Below are 14,120 nucleotides of genomic sequence, written 5' to 3'. Positions count from 1 at the left end.
GTTCGTCGTGGTCGAGTTACGCCGTGGGCGGCTTCACGGCCGAGGCCATGACGCGCAGCGCGGCGATGAGGCCGTCGATGAGGTCGCCGGCCTGGAAGGGCGGGATCGCGGCGGTGACGCCGAGCTGTGCCACCTTGTCGCCGAGACGGTCGGCGACGCCGCTGCCGGTGAGCACCACGATGTCACGGGTGTTCGGCGAGACGGCGATGAGCGCCGCGTACTCGGGCTCGGGAGCCTGGCGGAGCACCGCCTCGGCGCCGGCGTGCGCGTCGTCACCCAGGTCGCCGATGTACACCGAGAACCGGGCGTTCGCGTCCCGGGTCGCGCGGATCAGCGCCTCGTCGAGGCCGATCAGCTCCTCGCGCGTGAACGGCGGGTTGGCCGGGCTGTCGCTCGCCTGGCGCGCGGCCGAGATGCGGCCGCTCGACGTGATGGCGGTACCGATGGGCAGCTCGCCCTGCGGCACGGCGACGGTCTGCGTGTGATCACCACTTGCCACGAGCGGCACCCCCGATCAGGTTCTCGTTGTCATGGTCGCCGTGGTGCGCGCCGTGCGGGCCCACGGGGGCCTCGTCGACCGCGCTGAACAGCATGGGCTCGCGGGTCCACGGCTCGCCCAGCTTGTACTCGCCCGGCTGCTCGTACTTCTCGTTGCGGCCGGTGGCCATCGAGATGACACACAGGACGACGATCACGATCGTCGCGACGACGGTGATCCCGCCGACGATGTTGAGCAAGCTCACTGTGGGCCCCTTTCCTTCTCTGTCGGACGCCCGACGGCGCTGGTCGGTCTGTGGAACAACTTAGCCTATGCCGCATCGAGGTCGAGATACCGACTCCACATCGGGTCGACCTCTTTGAGAGTGGAGAGCAGCCGCCAGTGCCGACCCTGCGGGGCGCGCGGCTCGGTGCGCAACGTCCAACCGATCTCGGACAGCAGCCGGTCGGCCTTGCGGTGATTGCAGGAGGCGCAGCACGCGACGCAGTTCTCCCACCCGTGGCCGCCGCCGCGCGAGCGGGGCAGCACGTGGTCGATCGTGTCGGCCTTGCCGCCGCAGTACCCGCAGCGGAACCGGTCGCGGTGCATCAGGGCCGCTCGGGTCATGGGGACCTGGGCCCGGTACGGGACGCGGACGTAGGTGCGCAGTCGGATCACCGACGGCACAGACAGCGAACGGTCCGCTGAATGCACCAGCGGACCGTTCGGATCGTCGTGGACCACATCGGCCCTATCCCTGAGCATGAGGACTATCGCCCTCCGCATGGAGATCGCGGTCAGTGGCTCGTAGGTGGCGTTGAGCAGCAGCACCCGGCGCTTGCCCCAGACGGCGCCACCGGCACGGGAGTCGTCGGCGAGCGCCGTGGTCGCGGGGCCACCCGCGGCGTGCGTTCGCTTCATCGACACTCCTCACCGTCGCACGGACCCCGCCGGGTCGGCCGAGGTCCTTCGCCTCTAGTAGTGCACCACGGCCGACCGCGATCCGCACGGTGATTTCCGCGCATTTCCCGCGGCGAATCGGCGGATAGCGGGTGAACGCGAAGTGACCTAACCTGCCACGACCCGGTTCCTGCCGGCCGCTTTCGCCCGGTACAGCCGACGGTCCGCCTCGTCCAGCAGCAGCCTCGGCGCGGTGGTCGCGGCCGTCGCGGAGACGCCGCCGATGCTGACGGAGACCGGCAGCCCGCTCGGTGCGGGGCCGAGGGCGAGGATGTCGCGCCGGGCCGACTCGAGCACGGTCGCGAGGTCCACCTCGCCCACGAGCAGCAGGGCGAGCTCGTCGCCGCCGTACCTCGCCGCCACCTCGCCGCGGCGCGACGGGATGCGCGCGATCACGGCGGCCAGGTCCCGGAGCACGGCGTCGCCGACGACGTGTCCGTGCGTGTCGTTGTAGCGCTTGAAGCCGTCGACGTCGATGAGGGCGAGGTGCACGGTGTCGCCCGACTCCGTCGCGTCGCGCAGTGCGGCGTCGAGCGCGCGAGCGAAGCCGCGCCGGTTCGCGATGCCGGTGAGCTCGTCGATCTCGGCGAGCCGCACCAGTTCCTCCGCCGCGTCCTGGAGGGCGCGGCGCTCGGCGACCTCGGCGGTGATATCGGTCTGGCTCCCGATGATGCGCACGATCGTGCCGTCGTCGGCGCGCTCGATGACGCGGCCACGGCCGCGCACCCACAGGTAGTGGCCCGACCTGGTCCGGATCCGGTGCTCGCAGTGGTACTCCGCCGTCTCCCCGCGCATGTGTCGATTCATCGCGCGCAGCGCGGACGCGAAGTCGTCGGGGTGCACGCGCCGCTCCCATTCGAGCGTGGTGTCGCCGATCTCGTCGTCCGCGAAGCCGAGCATCCGCTTCCAGCGGGGCGAGTAGTAGACCTCCCGCGACGCGAGGTCCCAGTCCCAGATGCCCTCCCCGACGGTGTCGAGCGCGAACTGCCACCGCGCCTCGGCGCGCAGCAACCGGGCCTCCATCTGCCGGCTCGCGGTGACGTCGCGCGAGACCCCGACGAGGCCGATCACGCGCCCCGACTCGTCGCGATACGGCGCCTTGAGCGTGCGGACGGTCCGCGCGCGGCCGCCGATCAGGAGCGATTCGTCGATCTCCTGCGCGATGCCGGTCGCCATGACCTCCTCGTCCGCGGCCATGACGCGGGCGGCCGCCGGGCCGTCGAGGAAGTGGTCGGTGGTGCTCCCGAGCACCTGCTCGATGGGCAGCTCGGTGACCTGCAGCGCGCGCAGCGCGGCGCGGTTGAGGAAGACGAAGCGACCCCGACGGTCCTTGACGACGACGGCGTCGGGCGCCGCGTCCGCGATGGCCTGGAAGGTGCGGTACGTGGCGAGGTCGGCCGCACCGTCCGCCCGCGCGTTCGCCGCGGCGGTCGCGGTGGCCTGCAGCGCGCGCAGCCGCGCGACCTCCTCCGCGGTGCTGCGGGCGTCGGTGATGTCGCGCGAGACCCCGATCAGGCCGATCACCTCGCCGGCGGCGTCCCGGTACGGCGACTTCGTGGACAGGAACGTGCGGGCCAGCCCGTCGACGGTGGTCGACTCCTCGAGCTCCTGTGCGACACCGCGCCGCATGATCTCGCGGTCGGTCTCGCGCAACTGCGCGGCCGCGGCGGGGTCGAACATCTGCCGGTCGTCGTTGCCGAGGAAGTCGGCGACCCGGACCCCGTAGAGGCGGGCCACGGCGTCGTTGACGAACAGGTAGCGCCCGGCGAGGTCCTTGACGTAGATGAGGTCGGTCGCCGCGGCCGCGATCGCCCGGAACATCGGGAGCGTGCGCCGGGCCTCGTCGACCTCCGCCGTCAGCGCGGCGACGCGCTCGCGCAGGCGCCGGACCTCGGCATCCCGGTCGCCCTCGTCCGCACTGTTGCTCACCGGCTCGACAGTAACGCGTCGGCCCCGACGACGAGCGGGCGCAGAACCACGGAGACGGCCGCCGCGGCGGCCCGTGCGAGACTGGAGGGCGTGAGCACGCCGGACCAGCAGAGCTTCTACGACGCCGTCGGCGGCGCGGACACCTTCGCGGAGTTGATCCACCGCTTCTACCAGGAGGTCGCGCGCGACGAGCTGCTGCGGCCGCTGTACCCGGAGGAGGACCTCGGCCCGGCGGAGGTTCGGCTGCGGATGTTCTTCGAGCAGTACTGGGGCGGCCCGCGCACCTACTCCGAGCAGCGCGGGCACCCGCGGCTGCGGATGCGGCACGTGCCCTTCCGGATCACCGAGATCGAGCGCGACGCGTGGCTGCGCTGCATGGACGTCGCCATCGCGTCGATCGACGACGCGCGGATGAGCCCCGACCGCAAAGCCCAGCTCAGGGCCTACTGTGAGATGGCCGCGCAGATGCTCGTGAACACCCCCATGGGCGCTTGAACAGGAGTGAGATGACGCCACCCGTCCGCACGCCCCACTACACCGATACCCCGTGGTGGAAGGACGCGATCTTCTACCAGGTCTACCCCCGGTCGTTCTCGGACGCGAACGGCGACGGGGTCGGCGACCTGCGCGGTGTGATCGACCGGTTGGGCTATCTGGAGCTCCTCGGGGTCGACGCGCTGTGGCTCTCGCCCGTGATGCGCTCCCCCATGGCCGACCACGGCTACGACGTCTCGGACCCGCGGGACATCGACCCGCTCTTCGGGACGCTCGCGGACATGGACGAGCTGATCGCGGCGGCGCACGCCCACCGGATCCGCGTGACGATGGACCTCGTGCCGAACCACACGTCCGATCAGCACCCGTGGTTCCAGGCCGCGCTCGCGGCCGGTCCGGGGAGCCCGGAGCGCGCCCGCTACATCTTCCGCGAGGGCCGCGGCCCGAACGGCGACGAGCCGCCGAACAACTGGCCCAGCATCTTCGGCGGGCCCGCGTGGCATCGGGTGACCGAGGCCGACGGCAGCCCCGGCCAGTGGTACCTGCACATCTTCGCGCCCGAGCAGCCCGACCTGAACTGGCAGAACGAGGACGTCTTCCAGGACCTCGCGGCCACCCTGCGGTTCTGGCTGCACCGCGGCGTGGACGGCTTCCGCATCGACGTGGCGCACGGCATGGCCAAGCCCGCCGGACTTCCGGACATGGACCTGGTCAACAACCAGATCATGGACAACGACGAGAACGACCTGCGGTTCAACGATCCCGGCGTGCACGCGATCCACCGCCGCATCCGCCAGGTGATGGACGAGTTCCCCGGCCGCGTCACCGTCGGCGAGATCTGGGTCAAGGACAACGACCGGTTCGGCGAGTACATCCGTCCCGACGAGCTGCATCTGGGCTTCAACTTCCGGCTCGCCGAGGCCGAGTGGGATGCGCGCGAGATCCGTGCGGCGATCGACAACTCGCTCATCGCGGTCGAGTCGGTGAACGGCGTCCCCACGTGGACCCTCTCCAACCACGACGTGCCGCGCGAGGTGACACGGTACGGCGGCGGCGAGTTGGGCACGGCCCGCGCGCGGGCGATGATCCTGGTGGAGCTGGCGCTGCCGGGCACGGTGTTCCTCTACAACGGCTCCGAGCTGGGCCTGCCGAACGTCGACCTCCCCGACGAGGCGCTGCAGGACCCGATGTGGGAGCGGTCCGGGCACACCGAACGCGGCCGCGACGGCTGCCGGGTGCCGCTGCCCTGGCAGGGGACGCTGCCCCCCTACGGCTTCTCGACGAGCCCGGACACCTGGCTCCCCGTGCCGGACGATTGGAAGGACCTCACGGCCGAGGCCGAGCTGGAGGACCTCGATTCCACGCTGACCCTGTACCGCACCGCGATCGAACTGCGCCGCATGCGGCCGGAGTTCCGTGGCGACGCGATCGAGTGGTACGGCGCGCCCCGCCCCGGCGTACTCGCCTTCCGGCGCACCGACGGCCGCCTCACCTGCGTGCTCAACGCCTCGGACAGCCCCGTCGAGCTGCCGGGGGGCGAGGTCGTCCTCGCGAGCGCGCCGCTGGTCGACGGCCTGCTGCCGCCGAACGCCGCCTGCTGGCTGGCCTGATTCCGACGGTGCCCGACGGCGCACCGTCGGTGCCTCACGCCCCGATGCGCTCGCGGGACGTGCGGCCCCGTCGGGCCAGTGGCTGGGCGCCGACGGCGGCGGCGAGCCCGACCGGCGCCGACAGGTCCGCGTAGATCGACTCGTGGGCGCCGGCCGGGACCCGGTAGGTCTCGTGCCAGATGCCCACGGTCGAGCGGCCCTCCCCATGGGCCATCTTGTAGAACTGCAGCCACGCCGGCCGATGCGCGAAATCGGTGGAGTGCGAGTAGCTCTCCAGCTCCTCGAAGCTCCGCCAGTACTGCACGAGGAGCGGGCCGCCGGGCGCGATCGCCTTGAAGCCACCGAGGTAGCCCAGGGCGCCACCGCGCTTCCGATCGCGCTCGATCTCGGCCTGCATCCGGCGCAGCGAGCGCCCGACGAACGCCGCCTGCCGCAGCCGCCAGGTGCGCCGCGGGCGCATGCCCAGGAGGAACACCACCAGGTCGCCGTCGTGGGTATCGGTCTGCAGATCGTGGTTCATCAGTCTCTCCCTGCCGGAGCAAGCTTGGATAGTGCCACTACCCATATTGGAGAGTGAAGCTATCCCGTGTCAAGATCGAGGGATGAAATTGTCGGAACTCTCCACGGAGACCGGCGTGAGCACCGCCTCGCTCAAGTACTACCTGCGGGAGTCACTGCTCGCGCCCGGCGAGCCGGTCACCAGGACCCAGTCCGACTACGGCCCCGCGCACGTCGAGCGGGTCCGCCTCATCCGCGCGCTGGTCGAATCCGGCGGCCTCTCCCTCGCGCAGGTCCGGCGCGTCATCGACGCCCTCGACAGCCCGACGGTGCCGCGCCACGAGCTGCTCGGGGTCGCGCAGGAGGCGCTCATGGACGCGGAACGGTTCGAGGCGGACGCCGACTGGACCGCGGCCGCACAGGCGTTCGTCGAGGGACGGGGGTGGCGGATCGAGGACGGCGACGTGCTGCTACCCCAGCTCGGTGCGCAGCTCAAGGCGCTCGCCGACACCTGCGACGTGGGCGGCCGCGAGACCCTGGAACGCTGGGCGGACGCCGCGGAGATCGTGGCGGCGTCCGACCTCGACACCCTCACCGAGGACGATGCGCAGGCGCTGCGGACGGCGATCGTCGGCACCGTCCTCTCGGACAAGGTGCTGCAGACCCTGCGCCGGCTCGCGCAGCAGAACCGGACCGCCGTGCTCTACGAGGAGGCCAAGCGCTCGGACCGGGATTCAGACCAGTAGCCCCGGGCCCGCCTCACGGCGCTGGTACAGCGAGCCGAAGCGCGCGTCGACGCGCACCCATGTCGCCGACGCCGAGACCCGGACCGGCTCGTCGGCGCCGTCGGCGGCGAATCCCATGGCCTCCAGGGCGAACGCGGTCCGCAGGCTGAGCGGCACGGTGGTTCCGTCCGCACTCACGCTGACCACCTCGGAGTCCAGCAGCGAGGCGGGAGGGCCCGCCGGGCCGCCCGCCTCGCGGCCCACCTCGACGCCCCGCTCCGCGACCGCGCGCAGGGCCCGCGCGGGCACGTCGTCCACGTGTGCGAAGCCCGTCGCGGGCGGTAGCGCGCCGCGCCACGCGGAGTCCAGGGCGAAGCCCACGTCCACGTAGCCGCCCTCGTCGGACGGCGCGAGGCGCACCGAGTCGAGCACCGTGGCGGCGCTGCACACCAGCGACTCCGGCGCGACCGCACCGGTGAGCACCCGGACCGCGAGCACGCCGAATCCTGTACGGCCCCACACCTCGACGTGCTCGTCATCGCGCCGGCGCACCCGGATCACGGCGGAGTCGTCGGTGCGGAGCAGGCGGGTGACGAAGGCCGCGAGGTTCGAGCGCGGGCCCGCACCGGCCACCGTCAACCGTCGATCGCTCACCGCGCGAACGACTTCAGGTAGTCGCGCTGCTCCCCCGACAGGCGGCGCACACGCTGCTCCGCGACGTCGAAGGCGGCGAGCCGCACCTTCGCGACCACGGCGGGCGCGGTGTCGAGTGCGGCGCCGGCGGGCCGGACCTCGTGGTGCACCACGAAGTCGGCCGCCCGCACCGCGGAGGTCCACAGCGTGATCCCCAGCGGAGAGTCCTGATGCCGCAGCTGCCCGCGGTACTCGACCTCGAGCGTGGCCAGCAACAGCCCGTCGAGCAGGTCGCGGGTCGGCGCGTCCGGCGCGAAGAGCAGCGGGATCCGCGCCTCCTCGAGCAGCGTCACCATGCGGGCGTTGTTGATGTGCTGGTAGACGTCCATATCGGACCAGCGCACGTCCACCGGCACGGTCAGGCTCGCGACGCCGTCGTCGGAGACGGCGCGCACTCCCGTGACGCCCGCCGCGGTGAAGCTGTAATCGGTCACGACACCACGCTAGCGGACCGCGCAGGGCCTACCCCACGTGGCGCAGCAGCGACCGCAGCGCCCGGGTCGCGACGGAGAGCCGCGACTCGTCGCTCACGATCGCGCTGTTCCCGTCGGCGGGATCGAGGATCTCGCCGAGCAGCGCGCCGACGCGCTCGAGCCGACGCGCGTTGTGCGAGGCCCAGTCGCCGATCTTCTGCGTGGCCGGCTCGGTGGGATCGGTGAAGTTGAGCACCTCGACCGTCAGCCCACGCAGCGCGCCGTAGAGGTCGTCGCGGAGCGCGAGCCGCGCCATCTCGCTCCACCGGTCGCCGCGCGGCAGCTCGGCGACGGCCGCGAGCATCTCGTCGACGCGCAGGCGCTGCATGAGGGCGAAGTACAACTGCCCGACCTCGTCGTCCTCCCGCTCGGCGATGTCCGCGATGTCCACGACGTCGAGCAGGCTGAACCGGTACAGCGCCCGACCCACGGTGTACGCGAGCTCCTCCGGCACCCCCGCGGCGATCGCGCGCTCGGACGACGCACAGGCGTGCCGGTCGTACCGGAGGTCCCAGGAGCCCATCGCGGCCGAGAGCGCGGCGATCCGGTCCGCGTAGCGGTTGACCTCGGCGCCGATCGCGATCGGCTGGGGCCGGTTGGTGAGCATCCACCGGGCGCCGCGGTCGAGCACGCGGCGGCTCTCCGCGAGCAGCGCCGCGGTCTCGCTCGCCGAGACGGGGATCGCCTTGAGCTCCGCCCAGGTGCGGGGCAGGTCGAAGACGCGGCTCACCGCGACGAACGCGCGCACGGCGTCGGAGGCGCCGGCGCCGGTCTCCTCCGCGAGGCGGTAGACGAAGCTGACGCCCGCGTTGTCGACCATCTCGTTCACCGTCTGCGTGGCGACGATCTCGCGGCGCAGCGGGTGCGCGAAGACGGCGTCGCCCGCGCGCTCCCGGAGGTGGTCCGGGAAGTACTCGGGCAGCTTGGCGACGAGCACGTCGTTGTCCGGCAGGTCACCGGAGAGCACGTCGTCCTTCACGGCCAGCTTCACGTGGGCCATGAGGTTCGACAGCTCCGGCGAGCTGAGGCCCAGCCCCGCGGCCTGCAGCCGGTCGGTCTCCTTGCGCGTCGGCAGCGCCTCCAGGCGCAGGTCGACGCCGCGATTGCGGGACAGGTCCGCCAGGATCCGCGCGTGCACGTCGACCATCTTCGGGGCGAGCGAGCGTTCCACCGACAGCGCGGTGTTCTGCGAGACGTTATCGGCGAGCACCAGCCGCGAGACGTCGTCGGTCATCGAGACCAGCAGGTCGTGCCGCTCGTCCGCGGCGATCGCGCCGGCCGCGATCTGCCGGTCCAGCAGGATCTTGATGTTGACCTCGTGGTCCGAGCAGTCCACGCCCGCGGAGTTGTCCATGGCGTCGGTGTTGATGCGGCCGCCGCTGCGATCGAACTCGATGCGGCCGAGCGGGGTGACGCCGAGGTTGCCGCCCTCGCCGATCACCTTGGCGCGCACCTGCTGTCCGTCGACGCGGATCGCGTCGTTGGCGCGGTCGCCCACGTCCAGGTTCGTCTCGGTGGACGCCTTGATGTAGGTGCCGATGCCGCCGTTCCACAGCAGATCGACGGGGGCCAGCAGGACCGCCTGCATGAGTTCCGGCGGCGTCATCTCGGTGACGTCGTCGGCGAGGCCGAGCGCCGATCGGACCTGCGGGCTGATCGGCACCGACTTCTGGTCGCGGCTGAAGACACCGCCGCCCTCGCTGATCTTGGTGGCGTCGTAGTCCTTCCACGAGGAGCGGGGCAGGTCGAACAGGCGCTGTCGCTCGCCGAAGCCGATAGCCGCGTCGGGGTTCGGGTCGAGGAAGATGTCGCGGTGGTCGAACGCCGCGACCAGCCGGATGTGCTCCGAGAGCAGCATGCCGTTGCCGAAGACGTCGCCGCTCATGTCGCCCACGCCGACCGCGGTGAAGTCCTCCGCCTGGGTGTCGACGCCCATCTCCTGGAAGTGCTTCTTCACCGATTCCCAGGCGCCGCGGGCGGTGATGCCCATGCCCTTGTGGTCGTATCCCTCCGAGCCGCCGGAGGCGAAGGCGTCGCCGAGCCAGAAGCCGTAACCGGCGGCGACGTCGTTGGCGATGTCGGAGAAGGACGCGGTGCCCTTGTCCGCGGCGACCACCAGGTAGGTGTCGTCGGCGTCGCGGCGCACCACCCGCTCGGGCGGGAGCACCGCGCCGTCGGGGCCGAGGTTGTCGGTCACGTCGAGCAGGCCGGAGATGAACATGCGGTAGCACGCGACGCCCTCGGCGCGCTGGGCGTCGCGGTCCGCGGCGCCGTCGCCGGTGAGCTCCGGCGGCTGCTTGACGACGAAGCCGCCCTTGGCGCCCACGGGCACGATGACGGCGTTCTTCACGGCCTGGGCCTTGACCAGGCCGAGGATCTCCGTGCGGAAGTCCTCCCGCCGGTCCGACCAGCGCAGCCCGCCGCGGGCGACCATGCCGAAGCGCAGGTGCACGCCCTCGACGCGCGGCGAGTACACGAAGATCTCGAACCGCGGGCGCGGCTTGGGCGCCTCGGGGATGCGGCCGGGCTCCAGCTTGATGGAGATCACCGGCTTGTCGGCGTAGAAGTTGGTGCGCACCGTCGCCTGCACGACGTGCAGGTAGGCCCGCAGGATCCGATCGGCGTCGAGGCTGGTGACGGCCGCGAACGCCGCCGTGAGGTCGGCCTCCGCGGCTTCCGCCGCGTCGGCGTCCGCGGCGATCGGGTCGAAGGTCGCCGTCCACAACCGGCCGAGTGCGAGGACCGCATCGCGATGCTCGAGCAGCACCTGCGCCATATGACCGGGGCTGTAGGCGAAGCCGCACTGCCGCAGGTACTGGCCGATCGCGCGCAGCAGCGCCACCCGCCGCCAGTCCAGGCCGAAGGCGAAGATCAGCTCGTTGAACCGGTCGACCTCGGCCTCGCCGCGCCACACCGCGGCCGCGCCCTCGCCGGCCAACCCCCGCAGCTGCGCCAGGTGCGCCGGGAGGTCGGCCTCGGAGACGCCCTCGGCCGCGGTCGCGCGCAGCACGGGCGAGACCCGCAACCCGAAGTCGTAGACCGAGCACAGCGCACCGTCGGGCCGGCGGACGGTGTAGGGCCGCTCGTCGAGCACGTCGACCCCCAGGGACTGCAGCACGGGCAGCACCTGCGAGAGCGTGACCTGCCCGCCGGTCATGTACATGGTGAAGCCGAGGTTGGCGCCGCGCCCCTGCGGCGGATCGTAGAAGACCAGGTCGCTGCCCTGCGCGGGCAGCGCGTCGATCCGCCGGATGTCGAGCAGCGCCACCTCCGGGGTCTGGTCCTCCTTGTAGTTCGGCGAGATGCCGGGCAGGTAGGCGGCGACGGTGGCGGCGTCGGCGCCCGCGGCCGCGGCGGCCGAGAGCACGTCCTCGTCCCAGGTCCGGCTCACATCGCCGAGCCGTGCCCGGATCCGGGCCTCGTCGGCGGCCTGGAAGACGGGCACCGTGTCGTCGCCGCGGGGCAGGAGCACGAACTGGATCCGCGCGATCGCCGACTCGGTGACGCGGGCGGTGAACCGGTCCACGTGCATGCCCGTCTCGTCCTCGAGCACGTCGATGAGCACTCCGCGCGCCCGCGAGGTGTACCGGTCGCGGGGCAGGTACACGAGCGCGCGCGCGAACCGGGCGAGCTTGTCGGTGCGCAGGAACAGCGCGAGGTCGTCGTCGCCGAGGTCGCGCAGGGCGCCGAAGACGCGGGCGAGCTCGTCCTCATCGGCGACGACGAGCCGCAGGCGGGGGTAGGTCTGGATGTACTCCATGAGGCGCTGATTGACCGGGTCCGTCCGGTCCACGCCGATGCGGGCCAGCACGCGCTCGATCTTCGCGCCGACCATGGGGATGCCGAAGACGTTGTGGTGCAGGCCGAGCACGGTCAGCGCCATCGCGAACAGCTCCACCGGGCCGCCGTCCGCGGGCGCAGCGGCCAGCAGGAAGGGCGAGCCGGCCGCATCGCCGAGCGGCTGCGCCAGCTCCACCACGGCGATCGCGCCGGGCTCGGGGGCGGGCATCGCGTCGATGACGGCCAGCAGCTTCGCGTCGGGTTCGGCGAGGACGCCGGTGCCGGCACCGTCGACCCGGGATCCCAGGATCCGGGCGTTGTCCTCCGACAGCCAGGTCACGAAGTCCGACGGTGACCTTCCGGGCGGCTGCGCGGCCACGACGGACGCGACGCGAGTGAAGACGGACGGATCGATCGCGGACTGCGCCACGGGCGTGCTCCTCCTGCGGGGTCGTGGCAGCGGCACGCCAAATGCGGGGTCAGCACGCGGCGCCGTTGCCAAGGTGTGACGGAGCCAGTGAGCTCCGGGCACCACACTACGGCGGGGGTGGGGGCTACGGGCGAGTAATGAACGACGACGCCCCCGGCACGGGCCGGGGGCGTCGACGTTCTGCGGACCGGGATCAGTCGCGCGTGAGCTTGCGGTGCGTCACCGAGTGCGGGCGGGCGGCCTCGGCGCCGAGGCGCTCGATCTTGTTCGCCTCGTAGGCCTCGAAGTTGCCCTCGAACCAGAACCACTGCCCCTCGGAGACGTTGCCCTCCCACGCCAGGATGTGCGTGCAGGTCCGGTCGAGGAACCACCGGTCGTGGGAGATCACCACGGCGCAGCCGGGGAACTGCTGCAGCGCGTTCTCCAGGCTGGACAGGGTCTCCACGTCCAGGTCGTTGGTCGGCTCGTCGAGGAGGATCAGGTTGCCGCCCTCCTTGAGGGTCAGCGCCAGGTTGAGCCGGTTGCGCTCGCCACCGGAGAGCACCTCCGAGGGCTTCTGCTGGTCCGGGCCCTTGAAGCCGAACGCGCTGACGTAGGCGCGCGAGGGCATCTCGTTCTGGCCGACGGTGATGTAGTCGAGGCCGTCGGAGACCACCTCGAAGACCGTCTTCTTCGGGTCGATGTTGGCGCGGTTCTGGTCGACGTAGCTGAGCTTGACCGTCTCGCCCACCTTCACCTCGCCCGAATCGGGCTCCTCGAGCCCGACGATGGTCTTGAACAGCGTGGTCTTGCCGACGCCGTTGGGGCCGATCACGCCGACGATGCCGTTGCGCGGCAGGGTGAAGCTCAGGTCCTTGATGAGGACGCGGCCGTCGAAGCCCTTGTCGAGGTTCGAGACCTCGACCACCACGTTGCCCAGCCGCGGCGGCGTGGGGATCTGGATCTCCTCGAAGTCGAGCTTGCGGTGCTTCTCGGCCTCGGCCGCCATCTCGTCGTAGCGCTCCAGGCGGGCCTTGTTCTTCGTCTGGCGGGCCTTGGCGCCGGAGCGGACCCAGGCGAGCTCCTCCTTGAGGCGCTTCTGCAGCTTCTGGTCCTTCTTGCCCTGCACCTCGAGGCGCTCGGCCTTCTTCTCCAGGTAGGTGGAGTAGTTGCCCTCGTAGGGGTGCAGCTTGCCGCGGTCGACCTCACAGATCCACTGCGCGACGTGATCCAGGAAGTACCGGTCGTGGGTCACGGCCAGGACGGCACCCGGGTAGCTCGCGAGGTGCTGCTCGAGCCACAGCACCGACTCGGCGTCGAGGTGGTTGGTGGGCTCGTCGAGCAGAAGCAGGTCGGGCTTGCTCAGCAGCAGCTTGCACAGCGCGACGCGGCGCTTCTCACCGCCGGAGAGGTTCTCCACGGTCGAGTCGCCCGGCGGGCAGCGCAGCGCGTCCATCGCCTGCTCGATCTGCGAATCGACCTCCCAGGCGTCGACGGCGTCGAGCTGCTCCTGCAGCTTGCCCATCTCCTCCATGAGCTCGTCGGTGTAATCGGTGGCCATCAGCTCGGCGACCTCGTTGTAGCGACGCAGGTTGACCATGGTCTGGCCGAGGCCGTCCTCGACGTTCTCCTTGACCGTCTTGGTCTCGTCGAGCTTCGGCTCCTGCATCAGGATGCCGACGGTGGCCTCCGGGTCCAGGAAGGCCTCGCCGTTCGAGGGCTGGTCCAGGCCGGCCATGATCTTGAGGATCGACGACTTGCCGGCGCCGTTCGGACCGACCACGCCGATCTTCGCGCCCGGGTAGAACGACATCGTCACGTCATCGAGGATGACCTTGTCGCCGTGCGCCTTACGCACCTTCTTCATCGTGTAAATGAATTCAGCCACAGTCCCTGCCTGCTCTCACGCGAAAACGACCCACCGGTGTGCCGGGGGCAAACGACTCCAGCCTACCGACCGGCGCCCGCGGGCGGGCACCGGACCGGGCGCGAGTGCGCGGAATCGGCGGGCGCCCGGGTAGCGCCCGCGGGCGGATTCGAGTAGTCGGCCACTCGCGCGCGGCGCCCCGG

The 14,120-nt window shown here is 71.4% G+C and carries 12 protein-coding genes; 3 read left to right on the top strand and 9 right to left on the bottom strand.

Annotation, left to right across the window (positions count from 1 at the left end):
• Positions 1-16: 16 nt before the first annotated feature.
• From ACNAYW_RS21210 to ACNAYW_RS21195, 4 genes are all read right to left on the bottom strand, one after another.
• Complete coding sequence (locus tag ACNAYW_RS21210) at positions 17-499, bottom strand: DUF5130 domain-containing protein (protein ID WP_415851619.1); 483 nt, start codon at positions 497-499, stop codon at positions 17-19.
• Entirely contained in the window at positions 486-743 is a 258-nt protein-coding gene (gene ctaJ / locus ACNAYW_RS21205) for an aa3-type cytochrome oxidase subunit CtaJ (protein WP_415851618.1), read from the bottom strand. Before ctaJ ends, ACNAYW_RS21210 begins: the two co-directional genes overlap by 14 nt.
• 65 nt (positions 744-808) lie before the next feature.
• Positions 809-1,399, bottom strand: coding sequence for an HNH endonuclease (locus tag ACNAYW_RS21200; RefSeq protein ID WP_415851617.1), 591 nt, complete (start codon positions 1,397-1,399; stop codon positions 809-811).
• A 147-nt stretch (positions 1,400-1,546) separates the two neighbouring features.
• The gene (locus ACNAYW_RS21195) at positions 1,547-3,367 is read right to left on the bottom strand and encodes a PAS domain-containing protein (RefSeq protein ID WP_415851616.1); all 1,821 of its coding nucleotides are present in this window, start codon (positions 3,365-3,367) and stop codon (positions 1,547-1,549) included.
• A 90-nt stretch (positions 3,368-3,457) separates the two neighbouring features.
• Here ACNAYW_RS21195 and ACNAYW_RS21190 point away from each other — a divergent pair, with 90 nt between their 5' ends.
• Both ACNAYW_RS21190 and ACNAYW_RS21185 read left to right on the top strand, forming a co-directional pair.
• Positions 3,458-3,862 (top strand): globin, encoded by a 405-nt coding sequence (locus ACNAYW_RS21190; protein ID WP_415851615.1) that lies wholly within the window; start codon positions 3,458-3,460, stop codon positions 3,860-3,862.
• An 11-nt stretch (positions 3,863-3,873) separates the two neighbouring features.
• Entirely contained in the window at positions 3,874-5,472 is a 1,599-nt protein-coding gene (locus ACNAYW_RS21185) for a glycoside hydrolase family 13 protein (RefSeq protein WP_415851614.1), read from the top strand.
• A gap of 34 nt (positions 5,473-5,506) precedes the next feature.
• On the opposite strand, the gene ACNAYW_RS21180 is transcribed toward ACNAYW_RS21185, so the two are convergent.
• Positions 5,507-5,992, bottom strand: coding sequence for a DUF4188 domain-containing protein (locus ACNAYW_RS21180; protein ID WP_415851613.1), 486 nt, complete (start codon positions 5,990-5,992; stop codon positions 5,507-5,509).
• Between the two features lie 82 nt (positions 5,993-6,074).
• Between ACNAYW_RS21180 and ACNAYW_RS21175 the strand changes: the two genes are divergently transcribed.
• Positions 6,075-6,716, top strand: a complete 642-nt coding sequence (locus ACNAYW_RS21175) for a MerR family transcriptional regulator (RefSeq protein ID WP_415851612.1) — start codon at positions 6,075-6,077, stop codon at positions 6,714-6,716.
• Here ACNAYW_RS21175 and ACNAYW_RS21170 read toward each other — a convergent pair.
• The 4 genes from ACNAYW_RS21170 to ettA form a co-directional block, all read right to left on the bottom strand.
• On the bottom strand, positions 6,705-7,349 hold the full coding sequence (locus ACNAYW_RS21170; protein ID WP_415851611.1) for a hypothetical protein: 645 nt from the start codon (positions 7,347-7,349) through the stop codon (positions 6,705-6,707). The two genes, ACNAYW_RS21175 and ACNAYW_RS21170, sit on opposite strands and share 12 nt — an antisense overlap.
• On the bottom strand, positions 7,346-7,783 hold the full coding sequence (locus ACNAYW_RS21165) for an acyl-CoA thioesterase (protein WP_415851631.1): 438 nt from the start codon (positions 7,781-7,783) through the stop codon (positions 7,346-7,348). The genes ACNAYW_RS21170 and ACNAYW_RS21165 overlap by 4 nt, the downstream gene beginning before the upstream one ends.
• 67 nt (positions 7,784-7,850) lie before the next feature.
• Complete coding sequence (locus ACNAYW_RS21160) at positions 7,851-12,071, bottom strand: NAD-glutamate dehydrogenase (protein WP_415851610.1); 4,221 nt, start codon at positions 12,069-12,071, stop codon at positions 7,851-7,853.
• A gap of 193 nt (positions 12,072-12,264) precedes the next feature.
• Complete coding sequence (ettA, locus tag ACNAYW_RS21155) at positions 12,265-13,938, bottom strand: energy-dependent translational throttle protein EttA (RefSeq protein ID WP_415851609.1); 1,674 nt, start codon at positions 13,936-13,938, stop codon at positions 12,265-12,267.
• Between the last annotated feature and the right edge of the window lie 182 nt (positions 13,939-14,120).

The organism is Tsukamurella ocularis (genome assembly GCF_965138335.1).
Taxonomy (GTDB): domain Bacteria; phylum Actinomycetota; class Actinomycetes; order Mycobacteriales; family Mycobacteriaceae; genus Tsukamurella; species Tsukamurella ocularis_A.
Note: the sequence above shows the minus strand (reverse complement) of the source record. Positions and strands in the feature narration are given on the sequence as shown.

Coding starts and splice junctions, on each gene's coding strand:
- ACNAYW_RS21200 (WP_415851617.1), bottom strand. CDS start 1,399: ATGAAGCGAACGCACGCCGCGGGTGGCCCCGCGACCACGGCGCTCGCC.
- ACNAYW_RS21180 (WP_415851613.1), bottom strand. CDS start 5,992: ATGAACCACGATCTGCAGACCGATACCCACGACGGCGACCTGGTGGTG.
- ACNAYW_RS21175 (WP_415851612.1), top strand. CDS start 6,075: ATGAAATTGTCGGAACTCTCCACGGAGACCGGCGTGAGCACCGCCTCG.
- ACNAYW_RS21185 (WP_415851614.1), top strand. CDS start 3,874: ATGACGCCACCCGTCCGCACGCCCCACTACACCGATACCCCGTGGTGG.